Origin of the sequence: Veillonella sp. LMAG:90 (assembly GCF_008679445.1) — a bacterium.
GTDB lineage: Bacteria > Bacillota > Negativicutes > Veillonellales > Veillonellaceae > Veillonella_A.
In genome coordinates this window covers 204,828-222,053 of record NZ_NAND01000001.1, presented here as the reverse complement: position 1 = coordinate 222,053, position 17,226 = coordinate 204,828, and the positions used below count along the sequence as shown (strand labels likewise).

Below are 17,226 nucleotides of genomic sequence, written 5' to 3'. Positions count from 1 at the left end.
TAGTGAGTAAAACTGTACGTACAGCTCGTTATCAACAAATTGCAGCCGATGTGGCCGGTAAAATTGTATCCGGCGGGTATAAGGAAGGAGAGCGTATTTTTGCGCGCTCCGCTCTATCGGTTCACTACGGTGTGTCGCCCGAAACTTCGCGCCGTGCCATCGCTTTGCTGGCAGATTTAGGCATTGTCGAAGTGACTAAAGGGAGTGGCTGTACAGTTTTATCTAAAGAGAAAGCCGAACAATTCCGCATGCAATTTAGCGATTTTGATTCGGTGGACTCTTTGCGACGCGAGCTGACTCAGCAAATTGAGAATCAAACAAAATCCCTGCAGGGATTAAAAGAAACGATACAAAAATTAACTGATTCGGTGGGGCATTACCAATATAAAAATCCTTTGCAACCTATGAAAATGTCCATTACGGAGGACTGTCGTTATTTAGGACAGTCCATAGGATCCATTCAATTATGGCAACATACCGGTGTTACCATTGTGGCGATTGAAAATCAAGATAAGACTATGATTATATCGCCGGGACCGTATGCTACCTTTACGGCGGGCGAAGAAATCTATTTTATCGGCCCCGCTGACAGCTGGTTGCGATTGGAACGCTTTTTGTATAATACCGATGAAAATGAGGCTTAACAGTCTGTGGCAGATAATCGGTAACGTTTTAAGGTTAACTAAAGGTTGACTATATAATTTAATAATTTTATTTACAATATAACGCAATAAGCGCCTGACATGAGTCGGGCGCTTTTTTGTATTATATAGGACATTATGACATAAAGTAATATATACTATACTATATTTATAAAAGTCGATATTTGACTAAAGTAACAACTTGATGTTAGAATTGAGTTGTTACTTTAGGGAGGTATTGAATGATAGAAATTAAAAACGTAAAGAAACGATATGGCAAAAAAGAAGTATTACATGATATTAGTTTGACTATTCCCGATGGTGAAATTGTTTCGCTCATCGGCGGTAGTGGTTGTGGTAAATCCACATTGCTTAAAATGATTAATCGCTTGATTCCTATTACAGGTGGCGATATTTATGTAAATGGTAAAAATATTCATGATATGGAACCTGTAACCTTGCGTCGTAAGATTGGTTATGTTATCCAACAAACGGGTTTATTCCCGCATATGACAATTCGTAAAAATTTAGAATTAGTTATGGATCTTCATAAGATGCCGCAAGAAGGTCGGGCTGAGAAGATTAATGAAATGATGGACCTCGTTGATTTATCCCGTGATTTATTGAATCGTTATCCCATCGAATTATCCGGTGGTCAGCAGCAACGTGTCGGCGTAGCACGAGCGCTTATTGTCGATCCGGATGTTATTTTGATGGATGAACCTTTCTCTGCGATTGACCCTATTACGCGTGTGTCCTTGCAGGATGAGCTTCGCAGTTTACAAGAAACATTAAAGAAAACGATTGTTTTCGTAACCCATGATATGGATGAAGCCATTAAAATCTCGGATCGTATTTGTTTAATGCGTGAAGGTCATGTAGAACAATACGATACGCCGGAACAAATTTTACGGAATCCCGCTACGGAATATGTAGAAAGCTTTATTGGTAAAAATCGTATTTGGAACTCGCCGGAGTTCATCAAAGCGGAAGACATCATGATTGATGCCACCAATATCGCCTATCCGACGGACAGTTTATTCCGTTGTATGAAAAAAATTAAAGATATCCCTCAAGATTTCCTTATTATTGTAGACCGCGGCACGCGTCGTTTTAGAGGCTTAGTTAATGCCCGTATGATTCGTGAGCAAATAAGTTTACAAGGACCTGTCAGTGAAATTATGGCCCAGCCGAAGAAATTGGCTCATGTGGGGGATTCCTTATTAGATGTGGTAGAAACAATTCAGACCTTGCACCGTCCGTATATGATTGTACTGGATGATTCTGAACGCCTGGCGGGGGTCATTACACAAAGTAGTTTAATTACCACCTTAGGAAGTCAGTATGTAGATGATGCGGAGGTAATATAATTGGGTATATTTAGTTATATGTTTGAAAATATAGATCAGATTATGCGTCTTTTGTTAGAGCATATCCAGCTAACTGCCATTGCGGTGGGGTTAGCTATTCTGGTGGGCTTGCCGCTGGGGATTTTAATCAGCTACGTAAAGCCTTTAAATAAGCCGGTCATGGGGGCTACTAACTTAATTCAAGCGGTTCCCAGCATGGCCTTATTGGGTTTTGCCATTCCACTCTTAGGGATTGGTACCTTGCCGTCGGTCATTGTGGTGTTTTTGTATTCCCTCTTGCCGATTGTCAAAAATACCTATATCGGCATCAGTCAGATTTCGCCGGGCACCATTGAGGCGGCTCGCGGGATTGGCTTAACACGTCAACAAATTTTATGGAAGGTACAGTTACCGTTAACATTGCCTATGTTAATGGCGGGTGTACGAATTTCAGCCGTTACGGCCGTAGGCCTTATGACAATTGCCGCCTTTATCGGCGCCGGTGGTTTGGGCTTTTTAGTTTTTAGCGGCATCAGTTCCGTTAATAACGGTATGATTTTGGCCGGCGCGATTCCTGCCTGTATATTGGCCTTGGCCATTGACTGGGTGCTGTCTCAAGTGGAGTCATTGGTAACACCGGTCAGTTTGCAGCCTGAGTTGTTGAAAACTCGCTCGACCCTTACGGCTAAACGACGTCGCCAGAAATGGAGTGTCGGCGTCGTAGTAGCCTTACTGGTATTTATGTTTGGGCAGAATGTATATGCCAATTTAGTTAAAGATCCTAATACGATTCGTATCGGGAGTAAGCAGTTTACCGAACAGTTAGTGTTGGGTAATATGCTGGGTGAAATGATTGAAAAAAATACAAATATTAAGATAGAAAGTCACTTAGGTGCCGGCGGCACCCAGGTGCTGTTTAGTGCCATGGAAAAAGGCGATTTAGATGCGTATATTGATTATACCGGTACGGCCTATGTGGATATTTTAAAACATGATCCCATAAGCGATGAGCAGGAAGTATACGATACAACGAAAGAGGAATTGGCGAAGAAGTATGATGTTGCCTTGTTGGCGGCGGCTCCTTTCAGCAATACCTATACCTTGGCGGTAGATCCTGCTGTGGCACAGGCGTATAATTTGCATACCATGAGTGATTTAAGTCAGGTTGCCTCCTCTTTGAAGGCCGGTACTACCCTTGAGTTTTTGAATCGTCAGGATGGTTTACGCGGCGTTCAAAATGAGTATGGTTTTACTTTTAAAGATGCTAAAGGCATTGACGGGGCCACGCGCTATGTGGCGTTGTCAAGCGGTGATGTACAGGTAGTGGATGCCTTTTCTACAGATGGGTTATTAAAGAAATATAATCTGACTGTTTTGGCTGATGATAAAGGATTCTTTCCGCCGTATTACGGTGTACCGTTGGTTCGCCAAGAAACCATAGAAGAACATCCTGAATTACAAGATGTTATTAATCGTATGATGGCAACCTTAGACACGGACACAATGCGTGAGTTAAATTATCAAGTAGACGTGGAGCATAAGAGTCCTAAAGAAGTAGCTCATGACTTTTTGGTAGCTAAGGGCTTAGTAAAATAAATAACTGATATATGAGGCTTTATAAACCGATTTAATGATTGCGGGGACATAAGGTGTATAAAACTGAATAATGTAAGAGGTAAAGCGGTATAGTGGTATTACTATATCGCTTTATTTTTAGATTGCAAAAATGTATCGCCTTTTTTCATAAATTGCATAACTGAAACTCGATTTCGTATTGATTTTTTTCGTTGCGTGGTGTATGATAATTATGTAATCGATATAGATTATCCGTTATTAATAACTATCAATTAGCGACATTGTATATTCAAAATAGAGAGCACTGTATATTTGTTCTAATAGCAAGTTAGGTTGCTTTTTACTGTTTGGTAATAATGCAGCTCATGATAGTTTTTAAAGTATAGTAAGTTTATTAAACACAAGGAGTGACTCACAAATGGCAATTATCGGCAAAGAATTACCTGATTTTTCCTTACAGGGTTTCCGCAATCCGGACGTAGTAACAGTAACTAAAGCAGATGTAGTTGGCAAATGGAGCGTATTCGTATTCTATCCGGCCGATTTCACATTTGTTTGCCCTACCGAATTGGAAGATTTACAGTCCCATTATGCAGAATTGCAGGAAATGGGCGTAGAAGTATTCTCCGTATCCGTTGACTCCGAATTCGTACATAAAGCATGGGCTGATGCGTCTCCAAACATCGCAAAAATTCAGTACACTATGTTAGCTGATCAGAAACATGAACTGGCTGACTTCTTCGAAACTTTCTCCGAAGAAGAAGGTCGTGCATACCGCGGTTCTTTCGTAGTAAATCCGGAAGGCAAAGTAGAAACTGCTGAAATCCACAACATGGGTATCGGTCGTTCTGCCGATGAATTGGTTCGTAAAGTGCAGGCAGCTCAATTCGTAGCTAAACATGGTGACCAGGTTTGTCCGGCTAAATGGAAACCGGGTGCAGATACTTTAAAACCGGGTCTTGACCTTGTAGGTAAATTATAAGATTCAACTATTCGGTTAACCCTTTTTAACCGGTTAATAAATGAACAGCAAGTCCCTCCCTACAGAAGGTTGTTCATTGACATATTTAGGAGATCCCTTTTCCTAAAATCAGCGGCGCGAGCTTGTCTCGGCCGCTGATTTTTTTGTTTGAACACATTTGATTTTATGTGAATGTTGAATGAAAAAATGATGATTCGAATCTGATTTGTTTTGAAAAAATTTGGGTATTTATTCATTTTTTTGTGGCTATATTCAACTTTAGTCAATGAGTTTTACCGAAATTGTGTTCGGAAAAGCAGAATTCAAGATAATTGTGGCGAATGTATAATGAAAGACTACTTTTGTATATTGTTGCAAAGTCGTTTTTGTCAAGGCTAAGAGCAGTAAAACCTCATAAAAATGCGGTAAAATTGATTGACTTTCATATGCTAACTTATTCAAAATAATTAATAATTATGAATTAACAAACCGTGAAAACCTTTGTCGAATAAGTGTTTGTAAGTTAGTGCTTTTTTTCATATATTTATCGAAAACTTGAAACATTGAAATTATTAGATTTATCTTGCGTTTTAGTATATAATATATTACATAGAATAAGGCGAAAGGGTAATGGCTAAGGTTAAAAAAAGGAGTATTGGGCATGGAAGTATCATACGAAAGATTGGCAACGATTTTTAAAGCATTGAGTGATGAAACTAGATTGCATATCATTGACATGTTGTCATGTAATGAGTTATGTGCTTGTGACATTTTGGCAAGCTTCAATTTGTCGCAGTCTACGTTGAGCTATCACATGAAAATTTTGATTGATGCAGGTGTTGTTAACTCGCAGCGTAACGGGTTATGGACACGCTATTCAATCAACGAAGAAACTTTTGATGAGTTAGTTAAGATCTTACCTGATTTGTACAAAACCAAAGATGAATGTATTTGCGCTCAGATTAAATATTGTCGCTTAGAAGATAAACCTGAATAAGAAACAACAGGAGTTAATATGAGACGCTGGATTATGCACGTGGATATGGATGCTTTTTATGCATCAGTTGAACAACGCGATAATCCCGAGTATAGAGGCCGCCCGGTTATCGTTGGCGGCCTTTCTTCGCGTGGTGTGGTATCTACCGCGTCGTACGAAGCTCGTAAATTAGGTGTTCATTCGGCCATGAGTATGGCCAAGGCCCGTGAGCTTTGTCCGGACGGTATTTATTTATGGCCCCGGTTCGAAGTGTACCATGCTGTTTCAGAGCAGGTCCATGCTATTATGGAACGCTATTCACCCTATATTGAGCCGTTATCGCTAGATGAAGCTTTTTTGGATATAACGGGCCTCCATAATCGTTTTGACGGCCCTTATGCGGTCGGTAAGGCTATTAAAAAGGATATATTAGATGCGACCGGCCTTATAGCTTCGGTTGGTCTCGCACCGAATAAGTATTTGGCAAAACTGGCTTCGGATATTAGAAAGCCCGATGGCTTGGTGGTAATACCTTATGGACAGGAAGCTAAATTTATTGCCAATCTGCCGGTTAAACGCTTGTGGGGCGTAGGCAAACAAACGGAAAAACGTCTACATGAAGCGGGTTTTTATAAAATCGGTCAAATTGCGGCGCTAGGGGATGAGTCGAAATTGCGCCCCGTAGCGGGCAATCAGGCTAAACGGCTCTACGATTTGTCCCGAGGCATTGATGACCGGCCGATAGAATATGATCGCATGATTCATTCCATCGGCAATGAATTGACGTATGAAACAGATTTGACCGATGAAGCTGTCATTGACCGCGAATGGCACTATTTTGCCCATAAAGTGGCGAAACGTTTGCGGCAGCAAGGTTTGAAAGGACATACCGTTTCCATTAAGGTCCGTTTTAACGATTTTAAGACTATAAGTCGTCAAAAACGCATAGATATGCCTACTGACAATGAAGAAACACTATACCGTATAGGATTGATGTTGTATAATAAACTAAACATTGATAAACCGATTCGCCTTTTAGGGCTTACGGTCAGCGATTTTGCCGATGAATGGGGGCAGACATCTTTATTTGAGAGTGAAGTGTCACAGGATGAATTGGCAAAGACTGTAGATGACCTCGAAGAAAAATTCGGTGAAGGTATTGTTATGAAAGGGGCCCTTTGGGAACGCTTGGCCCACCAAAAGAGAGAGGAAGAGAATAACGATGAAACACTTTAAATTGAAGTATGGCAACGGCGAGGTTGAATTTGATTTACCCACTCAAGAAGTAGTAGATGTTGTGGAAGGGGCGGACTATCCCGCTATTGAAGATATTCCGGCAGCGCTTCTTGAAGCTTTGGATAATCCAATCGGCACGGCGCCGCTAAAAGATATTGTGCAGCATGATGAAACGGTATGTATCGTTGTATCCGACATTACACGCGCCTGGATTCGCTATGATGCTTACTTACCTACTTTGCTTAATTATTTGAACGAAGCAGGTGTGCCGGATGAAAAGATTTTCCTTTTAATCGCTTATGGTGCTCATCGTCTTCAATCGGAAGCGGAATCTCGTTCCGAGTTTGGTGACGAAGTCGTTAATCGCGTTCGTATTGAACACAGTAGCGGTATCAATCCGGACAGTCATTTCCGTCATATCGGCGAAACATCTCATGGTGTACCGATTGAAGTGAATGAACTCGCTTTAGATGCGGATCGTCTCATTTTGACGGGCGGTATCGTATACCACTTGATTGCCGGTTTTGGCGGCGGTCGTAAGGCCATTTTACCGGGTATTTCATCCTATCAGACGATTCAAAAAAACCACAATCTTTGCTTGTCGGAAGAGATTGGTGGCGGTACGAAACCTGAAATCGTAAGCGGTAATATTACGAATAATATTATGCATGACGATCAGATGCAACATGGTCGTGCCGTAGAAGCGGATTTCCTCATTAATTCCGTAGCGAATACGGAAGGTAAATTAGCGAAATTCGTGGCCGGTCATTGGGAAGATGCATGGCTGGAAGGCACGAAATTAGTTAAACAGATTTACGGGGTACCGGTTAATGAATTGGCTGACTGCGTTATCGCTTCGGCGGGCGGTTATCCGAAAGATATTAACTTGTATCAAGGTGTTAAAACCCAGGTTAATGCAGTGCTTGCATGTAAGCCGGGTGGCGTGGTTATTTTGCTTATGGAATTGCCGGATATTCACGAACCGGAAGAATTCCTCGGTTGGTTTGATACCCGCGATTTGAAAGAACGTGAAATTAAATTGCGTAATGGCTTTACCGTACCGGGCTTTATTGCGTTCCATTTAGGCGAAGATTTTCAGAAATATCGCCATATCTTGGTGACGAAACCGGAAAATAAAGCAATTTGTGACCGCGTGGGCATCGATGTAGTAACATCCATCGATGAAGCCATTGAGCTTGCGAACAAATTAATCGGTCGCGATGATTACACCGTAACGGTTATGCCACTCGCCAGCAACACGGTGCCTTTATTGAATAAATAATTCCTGCAAAGGATTACTTTAATAGCGAATTAGGTTATGGCTTAACTGTTTAGATTGGTATTTTTAAGAAATTTGTTTTAAGATAGAGATAGATTCACCGAATCCGGGTGTGTAGGGATGGCTAAAAAGCCAGCACTCGATGATATAGATTTGCTTTTTACTGTTTTTAGCTTAATGTTTATTACCGAAGGTATAGGAAGATGGGAGCTGGAAGTATGCATAATCGTCATGGCATCATTGGTAAGTCTGTTATTGAATCGGTTCGTCGTTCGTTACAGAATAAGTATGCTGAGGATCGTCATATTCAGCAGTTAATAGAAGAGCTGGATAGTACTGAAGACCTGACATATGAAGAACTTCATATTACGCGTCAGGCGTATGAAGAAGTGAAAGCACGCTTATTTTATACGGCGTTATTGGACAGTTTGTGGCAGGAAATCGATGAAACGCAAGACTTGTTAGAGCAGCTTCATATATATGATTCCTTGGAAGATGAATTTCAGGCCCAAGGGGATGAACTAACCAGTGAAGAATTAAACATAGATCAAGTGGATTTGGCGGATGTAGATGTTTCGGAAAGACCGGTTGCATTACGCCAAGCCGGTACGGTAGCGGCACGTCGTGAAGGTGCTGTAGCTACGCGTCAAGATGGCACAGTAGTGACTCGTCAGGATGGTTCCGTTGTAAATCGCCGTGACGGCTCGGTAGTACCACGTCAAGATGGTACCCTTGTGGCTGAACCGACGGCAGCTAAAACACAGGCAGTGGCAGCTGATGCCATTACTGATAGAGATATTCCGCAATCATCTTTAACTCATAGTGTAAAAGCCGATGCGGATGACAATTTATTGGCAGGAACGAATGCTGTATTGAATGCGGGGGTGAGAACGGCCGATTCGGCGGCGTTTGCAGCTGAGGTGGATGATGACGAGGATGACGATCATAACGTATTCCCAACATCGGAAATCTTTTTGCAAGATATTTTGGACATGTTGAGCCAAAACTTGCCGGATGGCAAAGAGGGGACAATGACGCTTGAAGATTTGATGCTCCATACGGAGTGGAAAGAATTTAAAAAACTCGCTAAACAGGCAAAAAAATCTATTAAAAAAGCCCATAAAGCAGCGAAAAAAGAAGCTAAGAAAGTCGCGAAAGAAGCTGAAAAAGCAGCTAAAGCGGCTGAAAAAGAAACAAAAAAAGCATTGAAAAAAGCGAAACACGCCAAAAAAGGCGTGCAAGAGCGCAGCGAAGAATGGTATCAAAATTTGGAAGAGTTGACTGATGATGTAGCTAACACCGCGGCTGACAAAACAAAAGAGATTTCCAAAACAGCTGGCAGTGTAGCAACAGCAGTGCAGTCAAAAGTGAATGATGTCAAAGGAAAGGTGGTAGACGAAATGTCCACTAAAGAAGAATTAGCCAAGAATTTGAATCAAGCCACTGATGGCAAAGCAGAAGAAGTTGTTGAAAAAGTTTCCGATAAAGCTGAAGAATTGGCCGGTAAAGCTGAAGACTTGAAAGACCAAGCTGTTGATAAAGCTGAAGAATTAAAAGATCAAGCAACTGATAAAGCAGAAGAGTTAAAAGATAAAGCGTCGGACAAAGTTGATGAACTAGCCGACAAAGCAACTGATTTGAAAGACCAAGCATCCGATAAAGCGGAAGAGCTTAAAGAACAGGCATCCGACAAAGTAGATGAATTAGCCGACAAAGCGGCTGATTTGAAAGATCAAGCAATTGATAAAGCGCAAGACTTAAAGGAACAGGCATCGGACAAAGTAGATGAATTAGCCGATAAAGCGGCTGATTTGAAAGACCAGGCTGCCGATAAAGCCGATGAATTATCTGAACGAGCTCAAGAAGTAGCTGACAAAGTAGCCGATCATATTTCCGAAGTAGCGGACAATATGAAAGAAAGCGCTCGCGGTGCGGCTTTGGGCGTATTGGACTTCATCGATGATGCCCTGCAAAAATTACATAGCAATTCGGATGACAAAAATCCAAAAAAATAAAACGCCTTGGTAAGAAATTACCGGACCTACACGAGACGACCAAGGCGGAAAAGAAAGCCTTGCTGACCGACAGTAAAGGTCGTTGTCAAGTGTGCGGCAACCATTGCCGACCGGTGAAAGAAAAATGCAAAAAACGACAACGTGCATTGGAGAAACTATTAAAGTAATTAATTACCTGCATAGTTTCGCATAGTGAATGAAAATAGCCCCTTACAGCGATTGGCTGTAAGGGGCTTGTTTTATGTGATTATTTAGAATCACATAAAATAGAAGGGGCAGGCCCCGGATCTTCGCCGTGAACCAGGCGTTCTTCCACCACATGAGAGCGGAAATAGTTAACCCACAGGCGAATTGCCGGTACAATCATGGACTGTTCGTTCCAAATCATGCCGAGCACCCAGTTGATGCGGGGCTCGATAGGAATTGAAACCAACTGCTCCTTATTAAGACGTTCGCAGATTGTCTGTGGCAAAATAGCCGTGCCGAGACCACTTTTTACAAGCTCCGTGATGAAGTCCCAGTTGTTGCTTTGCGCTACGATTTGCGGTACTACGCCGATTTCTTGAAAACGACCTAAGATGATATCGTATAACGAAAAGGACGGATGAAAGAACACAAGCGGTTCTTTGCGAATTTCGTGAAGAGTAACGGACTCGTAATGGGCGAATGGTGAATCTGGTTGCATCACATAGTATAAAGGCTGGTGGTTAAAGATATAGGTTTGTGTATCCGGGTTGGTAAAGTCAGACACCGGCAAGGTAACGAATCCAACCTGCAATTGATTGTCCTGTACAAGCTGGGCGATTTGCGGTGAACCGTGTTCACTTACCTTTAACGAAATTTGCGGGTAGGCGGCCATGAAGTCGCGAATAATCGGCGATAAGAAGGAAGAACCGATCATCGGCGGGATGCCGAGGCTCAATTCACCCGATTCCGTATCATTCGTGTGATGCATCTGGTGTTCAAGCACTTCAAATTGCCTCACTAAGGCTTCAATCTGCGGCAATACGGCGCACGCTTCATTGGTAAGCTCGATGCGATGCCCGCGACGGCGGAATAATTGCTTGTTCCATTCCCCTTCCAACAGGCGTACCGCTTTACTTAGTGACGGCTGACTTACGTGTAAAGTTTGGGCCGCTTTGGTGAAACTCTTCTGGCGAGCCACTTCGACAAAATATTTTAAATGGGTAATATCCATATAATCCTCCTGCAATATAATCTACATCTATTATAGCTAAAAAGAATACGGCCGTATAGGGAAAAAATATTATTTTTTTAAGAAAAAATGAGATACAATAAGTCATGACAAAGGGAATATCGAAAAATCCCTATACGAGTACACAATAAATACAACATTCGTTTATTGAATGAAGACACAGTATATTGCAGAATAAAAATTAGTCGATATGTAGGAGGCGTTTGAGGATGAAACGTGTGGCGATTGTAGTAGGTCAGATTCTATTGCTCGCCTTGATTGGAGTGTTGGGAGGCTACTTGAAAGAGTGGTTGAACCTGCCATTACCGGGGACTTTGGTGGGCATGATTTTGTTATTTTTGTTGCTCTGCTCAGGTATCATCAAGCTTAACTGGGTGGAACAGGGAGCGGCCGTTTTAATCGGGGAACTTTTGTTGTTCTTCATTCCGTCCGCTATAGGGGTTATTCAATATACACAATTATTTGGCAGTACGGGGGCTATGCTCTTGGGCGTTATCGTAACGAGTATTGTAACACTCTTGATTTCCGTTACGGTTATTACCTTGAGTGTTATGAAATTACGTAGAAAGGGGTACAAATTATGGTAAATTATTCACCGTTTCAGATGATTAGTATTCATATCATCGAATCGTTAGTGGGCACTGTAGTTTTGTATTTTCTTTTTAAAAAATTGTATGAACGTTCCGGCAAAAAACTCTATTTTACCCCGTTGTTGGGCGTGCCGGTAGTTATCGGTTTATTCCTCGTAACTATGAATATTCCGTACGATGTATATCAGGAAGGCAGCCAGTACATCACGATGATGTTGCAACCGGCCACCGTGGCCTTTGCGGTGCCTTTGTATAAATTCCGTGGCGTAGTAAAAGAATATTTTATTCCGCTCTTGGTTGTTATCGGCATGGGTTGTTCGGTGGCGTTCTTGGGTTCTATGGGACTCGCCGAACTTATCGGACTTAGCCCTGAACTCGTTCACAGTATTGCTCCGCGTTCCGTAACGACGCCGCTAGCCTTAGCTGCGTCTGATACAATGGGCGGCGACCCTACGATTACGGCCATCCTCGTAATTGCAACCGGCCTTATCGGTATGATTATGACCACCATGATGATTAAACGGGCTCATATTCATAACCGCTTGTTAAAAGGCATGCTTTACGGTATTTCGGCTCATGGGACCGGTACTGCTAAAGCCTATGAAGACGGCCCTAAAACCGGTGCTATTGCCTCTTTGGCCATGATTTTCATGGGCATCATGACAACGGTCATTGCGCCAATCGTAACAGCCGTATCCGCCGTTTTATAGGCAAAAACAACCAAATATACCGATTTAAGGTAGTTCCTTGATTGACACGAACAATCAGTTAACTATATACGTATTTACACACACTTACACAAACTTACGTAAACAAAAACGCCATCATTTGCGGGATTGTAGCTGAATCACGAACAGCTATAACCAGGAAGTGATGGCGTTTCTGTTTATTTTGCGATATACTGAATAAAAATATGGATATAATCAAATACGTGGTGTATTTGCAGTATTAAGAGTAGTTACGCTATTTTAAGTCGGTGTTTTGAAAAAAGAGAAATGAGGTTGAGTCGGCTATGGATGGGGCAACAGGATTGATTTTGGGCATGTCGTGGGGCGTGCTTTTGGGATTTATTGTGCTGGGTATTGGTGTAGGAGCCTTCGGGACACTCATAGGCGCCGGCGGAGGCTTAATTTTCGTGCCGGTATTCTTATATTTATTTACCGACTGGTCGCCGGCCATGGTAGTCGGTACCTCGCTCACTATTGTTATGTTCAATGCCATGTCCGCTTCGACAGCGTTTATTAAGCAGAAAAAAATACTCTACAGTGCGGCAATCTGGTTTACGCTGGCTACGATTCCCGGATCCTATCTTGGCGCTGTCGCGTCGGAAGGCTTCGACATATCCATGTTGAAATTCTGGTTCGGTTTATTCCTACTCTGCATGTCGACGTTTATCGGTTATAAAAACTGGACGAAAGGACAACGCAAGGAAGAATCTTTGCAACTTCATGAGTTGACCTATAGTAAAACTATCGGTTGTTTAATCAGTGTGGTAGTCGGCTTTATTTCCAGCGTTTTCGGCATCGGCGGCGGGCTCATTCACGTGGCGGCGCTCGTGTATATTTTGGGCTTCCCCACACATGTGGCAACGGCTACGAGCCAGTTTATATTATTCTTATCCACGATTACAGGTGTAGTCACACATTATTCCTTGGGTCATATTCAATGGAATATCGCCATTGCCTGCGGCATTGGGGCCGTCATTGGGGCCCAACTTGGTGCGGCTATTGCTAAACGTCTTAAAGCTACCAGTATTCTTATGGTGTTCTCTTTAGGAGTAGGGATTTTAGCATTGCGATTGATTTGGACGTCGGGAATGTTGTGGTAAGATGCTCGGCTATTAGTGAATTATAATTGAATATTGATGACATCTATGATAGGAACCGTTACAAGGCAAGATAAATTGTTTTGGCGGTTCTTTTTTTGTTGGAAAACAAGATACTTACTAAAATTTTATCAATGAATTATCGCAAAATATTGATGATTGTAATGGGATGGTTATAGTGTGAATTTGTTAAGCTTGTAAAGGTTAGATGAAGTGATATAGATTGTTTTATCAAAGAAAATTATGCTATATTGATTGTATTTTGGGCAAATGTGATAAATATGAACTAATACTCTCATTGACCCTACATGATAAAAGTGCTAGCATTTAATTATAGTGAATATTTGATGAATTTATAAGGGGTATAATTTGAGTTCATCGCATGGTAAAAGTGTTATATGGTATAGGGTATGAGAGGAGTTTTAGGATGGAAACAAAGCATCAAAATCGTCGTCGCATAGTCAAAGCTTCTTTGAGCAGTGCCGTATTATTGAGTCTGTTATTAGGCGGGCAAGTGTTAGCAGCAGAAAACATCGTTGTAGACAGTGGTACCGCTACGGGGACAACGAATACCGTAACTGATGACAAAACGGCTCGTGTCGTGGGGACGGAAAATTCAGTGACCGGCAGTGAAGATGCCAATGTTATTGGGGATACCAATACCGTTGAAGACACCAATGGCGTTAATATTGTAGGTAATGATAATAAGGTAACAAAGAGCTACCCATGGCAGGGTGGAACAAGATATGAAGCCAGCGTTGATACTCGTGTTCTAGGTAATAACAACGAAGTACGGGGGAGTCGTAAACAAAACGTTATCGGTGATAATAATAAAATAATCGGTCGAGATGTTGGTACCGTTACTGACTATGGTCATCCGGAAGGCCGTGAACCTAATATTTCCGACTTAACCATTGGTCGCGGTAATGTCCTTACCGGTAATCATACGTATCGCAATGAATGGGACTCCTTAACGGTTATCGGTAATAATAATGATATTGACGGTGCGGCAGCAGGTATTATTATCGGTGATAATCAAAAAGGCAGTAATATTCTGGATTCTATTATCATAGGCTCTTTATCACCTGAAGAAAAGAAGACTATCGGAGTTGGTAATCGGAAAATGGTTGTTATTGGTTACCATGCATTGGGAGCCGATGGCACTACAGCAATCGGGCATAGAGTTCAGAGCTTAGGGCCTCTCAGTACAGCTGTTGGCACTCGTTCAACCATTGAGGGAATGACTGTTTATTCCTCTCTTTATGGCGTGGATAATAAGCTTAGTTCCGAGAATGGAATGGGTGTTTCGATTGCAACCGGAACTTTTGGGACTTTGAATAAAGTTGATTCGTCTTTGAGTTCCATGGTTTTCGGTACCGGTAACCGTGTGACCAATGCAGCCGGTAATATGACTGAAGGTATTGAAGGCGGTTTTATGACGGGCCGTTGGGGCGAGCTCTATTATCATGCAGGGGACGATTTTGGTTATACAGATCGTTCTTCCGAGGTGATGGGTGAGTTTGCAACTTTAAATGGGGGTTCCGTATTTGCACTTGGGAACGGCAATGTGTCGGATTATGCAAGACGATCTTCCATCTTTGGAACGGGCAATACTTTAAGCGGCACCGAAGCTGCAGTCAGTGATTATAATATGGTTACCGGTTATCAAAATAAAGCCACTAATGTGAATCATGTCTCTGTCATGGGGAGCGGCAATACGCTTAGCGACGCAACTACGGATGTTGTCATCGGTGATTACCATACCTTATCGGGTAGCAAAAATAACGTAATTCTTGGAACTATGGGAACGAAAGTAGGCTATGAAGAACAATCTCATACGCCTAAGAGTTTTGAACATGTGACCGGAAATTTACAGTGGACAGGAGATACGCTGCACTATGCGGTGAAGGTGCAAAAACCGTTACGTGAACATACGGAAAATATCAGCAACGCTGTTATGCTCGGCTATAATACGGACGTACAACATGATGGTGGCGTGGCTATCGGCAGTAATTCTGTATCGGCTGTTGACAAAGGGTTATTTGGCTATAATCCGATTACAGGTAAAGATTTTGAAAATGAAGTGGCTATTGTTGCTTATGCCGGCAAAGAAGATCGATTTGCCGAATTAAATAGCAGTATCCCTGATTTGGAATCCGCTCTTTCGACAGCTAAAGCTGATTATGAAACCAAGGTTTCTGATTATCTGGCCAAAAATGCCGATTATGTTCAGGCTGTAAATGCTTATAACAGTATTGACCATGATTCGAATCAAGGTAAAAAAATTAAAGAACGGATGGATGCTGCTAAGACTGCCAATGATGAAGCAAGAGCCGCTATGGATACGGCAGAAACAGCCGTGAATGATGCCAATAAAGCCTATACGGCAGCTGTATCGGAAAAAACTCAGATTACATCCGCTTGGCAATCCGGTGCGGCGGCTGTTTCCGTTGGTGATAGTGAAACAGGTTTAACTCGTCAAATTACCAATGTTGCAGCCGGTACCAATGATACCGATGCGGTCAACGTGGCGCAGCTTAAAGCGGCTTTGGATGCTGCGGGTACAGGGCTACAGGAAAGTACGGATGCTTTGAGCTTTAAAGATAATAAATTAGGTCTATCTATTAAGAATTCCGATGGAAAAGAAATCATTTCCGGAAGCGTTAACTTGTCTACAATTGCAGCTGCCGTTGATACGAGAAATACCATTGCCAATGCTGATGGTGATAGCACAATTACTATCGACAGCACAGAAAAGAATAGTATCGGCGGAACTAATTACAAAATCAAAGTGAACACCGATGGCAAGGTAGTTGCAGACAATAAAGGAATTGTTACCGGCGGTACTGTTTATAATGAAACACGCGTTGCTGAAGACGGTACTTACGTGAAAAAATCTAAGTCAGCCGGCCAAAACCTGAGTGCTTTAGATAGCCAAGTAGCTGCTAATACGACTCAGATTACGCAGAACACCAATAATATTACTTCCATTTCCAACGAAGTAAGCAATATTACCAATAACGTAACCAGCTTGAACAGTCAGGTTAACAAACTGGACAATCGTATTAATCGTGTCGGTGCCGGTGCGGCCGCTTTAGCAGCATTGCATCCGCAAGATTACGATCCGACTGCTAAATGGGATTTTGCCGCCGGTTACGGTAACTACAAATCGGCTAATGCTGTAGCAATTGGTGCGTTCTATCGTCCGACGAATGACTTGTTATTCTCCATCGGCACCAGCATGGGCGGCGGTGAAAACATGTTTAATGCCGGCGTAAGTGTTAAGTTCGGTAGCAGTAACGAGTATTCGAATTACTCGAAATCTGCCTTAGCCGAAGTTGTATCTGAACAGTCTAAGCAATTAGCAAACCAGAATTCTACGATTGAAGAATTACGGGCTCAGGTTCAACAGCAGGCTCAGGAAAATGCGGAATTACGTACGCAAGTTCAGGAAATTATGCGCCAGTTGGCTAATAAATAGTTGAACTAAACCGCTGCTATCAATTTCTAATATGGTAGCTGTGTGAGATAGTTAAATTGGCTTCTCTTTAATTAAATAAAAA

The 17,226-nt window shown here is 42.2% G+C and carries 13 protein-coding genes; 12 read left to right on the top strand and 1 reads right to left on the bottom strand.

The genetic code is table 11. The annotated features are described in order from the left end of the window. The first annotated feature begins 2 nt into the window (after positions 1-2). From CCC71_RS00990 to CCC71_RS00955, 8 genes are all read left to right on the top strand, one after another. Positions 3-644 (top strand): GntR family transcriptional regulator, encoded by a 642-nt coding sequence (locus tag CCC71_RS00990; protein WP_021842254.1) that lies wholly within the window; start codon positions 3-5, stop codon positions 642-644. A gap of 239 nt (positions 645-883) precedes the next feature. Then, entirely contained in the window at positions 884-2,011 is a 1,128-nt protein-coding gene (locus CCC71_RS00985) for an ABC transporter ATP-binding protein (protein WP_295243664.1), read from the top strand. A gap of 18 nt (positions 2,012-2,029) precedes the next feature. Continuing rightward, entirely contained in the window at positions 2,030-3,586 is a 1,557-nt protein-coding gene (locus CCC71_RS00980; protein WP_226981831.1) for an ABC transporter permease/substrate-binding protein, read from the top strand. Between the two features lie 397 nt (positions 3,587-3,983). Beyond that, the gene (ahpC, locus tag CCC71_RS00975; RefSeq protein ID WP_021842257.1) at positions 3,984-4,547 is read left to right on the top strand and encodes an alkyl hydroperoxide reductase subunit C; all 564 of its coding nucleotides are present in this window, start codon (positions 3,984-3,986) and stop codon (positions 4,545-4,547) included. Between the two features lie 640 nt (positions 4,548-5,187). Then, positions 5,188-5,523, top strand: coding sequence for an ArsR/SmtB family transcription factor (locus tag CCC71_RS00970; RefSeq protein WP_021842258.1), 336 nt, complete (start codon positions 5,188-5,190; stop codon positions 5,521-5,523). A gap of 18 nt (positions 5,524-5,541) precedes the next feature. Beyond that, complete coding sequence (locus CCC71_RS00965) at positions 5,542-6,738, top strand: DNA polymerase IV (protein WP_021842259.1); 1,197 nt, start codon at positions 5,542-5,544, stop codon at positions 6,736-6,738. Further along, positions 6,725-8,020 carry an NPN-dependent 2-hydroxyacid racemase, LarAH10 family gene (gene larAH10 / locus CCC71_RS00960; protein ID WP_156704369.1) on the top strand — a complete coding sequence of 432 codons (1,296 nt, stop codon included), beginning with the start codon at positions 6,725-6,727 and terminating at the stop codon, positions 8,018-8,020. Before CCC71_RS00965 ends, larAH10 begins: the two co-directional genes overlap by 14 nt. Before the next feature lie 215 nt (positions 8,021-8,235). Continuing rightward, a complete protein-coding gene (locus CCC71_RS00955) occupies positions 8,236-10,032 on the top strand; it encodes a hypothetical protein (protein ID WP_296332656.1) in 1,797 nt (598 codons plus the stop codon). A 247-nt stretch (positions 10,033-10,279) separates the two neighbouring features. Here the strand turns inward: CCC71_RS00955 and CCC71_RS00950 are convergent, their stop codons facing one another. Beyond that, a complete protein-coding gene (locus CCC71_RS00950) occupies positions 10,280-11,230 on the bottom strand; it encodes a LysR family transcriptional regulator (RefSeq protein ID WP_156704367.1) in 951 nt (316 codons plus the stop codon). A gap of 227 nt (positions 11,231-11,457) precedes the next feature. Here CCC71_RS00950 and CCC71_RS00945 point away from each other — a divergent pair, with 227 nt between their 5' ends. The 4 genes from CCC71_RS00945 (at position 11,458) to CCC71_RS00930 (ending at position 17,144) form a co-directional block, all read left to right on the top strand. Beyond that, positions 11,458-11,835 carry a CidA/LrgA family protein gene (locus CCC71_RS00945; protein ID WP_021842263.1) on the top strand — a complete coding sequence of 126 codons (378 nt, stop codon included), beginning with the start codon at positions 11,458-11,460 and terminating at the stop codon, positions 11,833-11,835. Then, positions 11,829-12,548, top strand: a complete 720-nt coding sequence (locus tag CCC71_RS00940) for an LrgB family protein (protein ID WP_021842264.1) — start codon at positions 11,829-11,831, stop codon at positions 12,546-12,548. Before CCC71_RS00945 ends, CCC71_RS00940 begins: the two co-directional genes overlap by 7 nt. Positions 12,549-12,850: 302 nt before the next feature. Next, positions 12,851-13,666 carry a sulfite exporter TauE/SafE family protein gene (locus CCC71_RS00935; RefSeq protein WP_021842265.1) on the top strand — a complete coding sequence of 272 codons (816 nt, stop codon included), beginning with the start codon at positions 12,851-12,853 and terminating at the stop codon, positions 13,664-13,666. 424 nt (positions 13,667-14,090) lie between these two features. Next, positions 14,091-17,144 (top strand): YadA-like family protein, encoded by a 3,054-nt coding sequence (locus CCC71_RS00930; RefSeq protein WP_156704363.1) that lies wholly within the window; start codon positions 14,091-14,093, stop codon positions 17,142-17,144. Positions 17,145-17,226 lie beyond the last annotated feature (82 nt).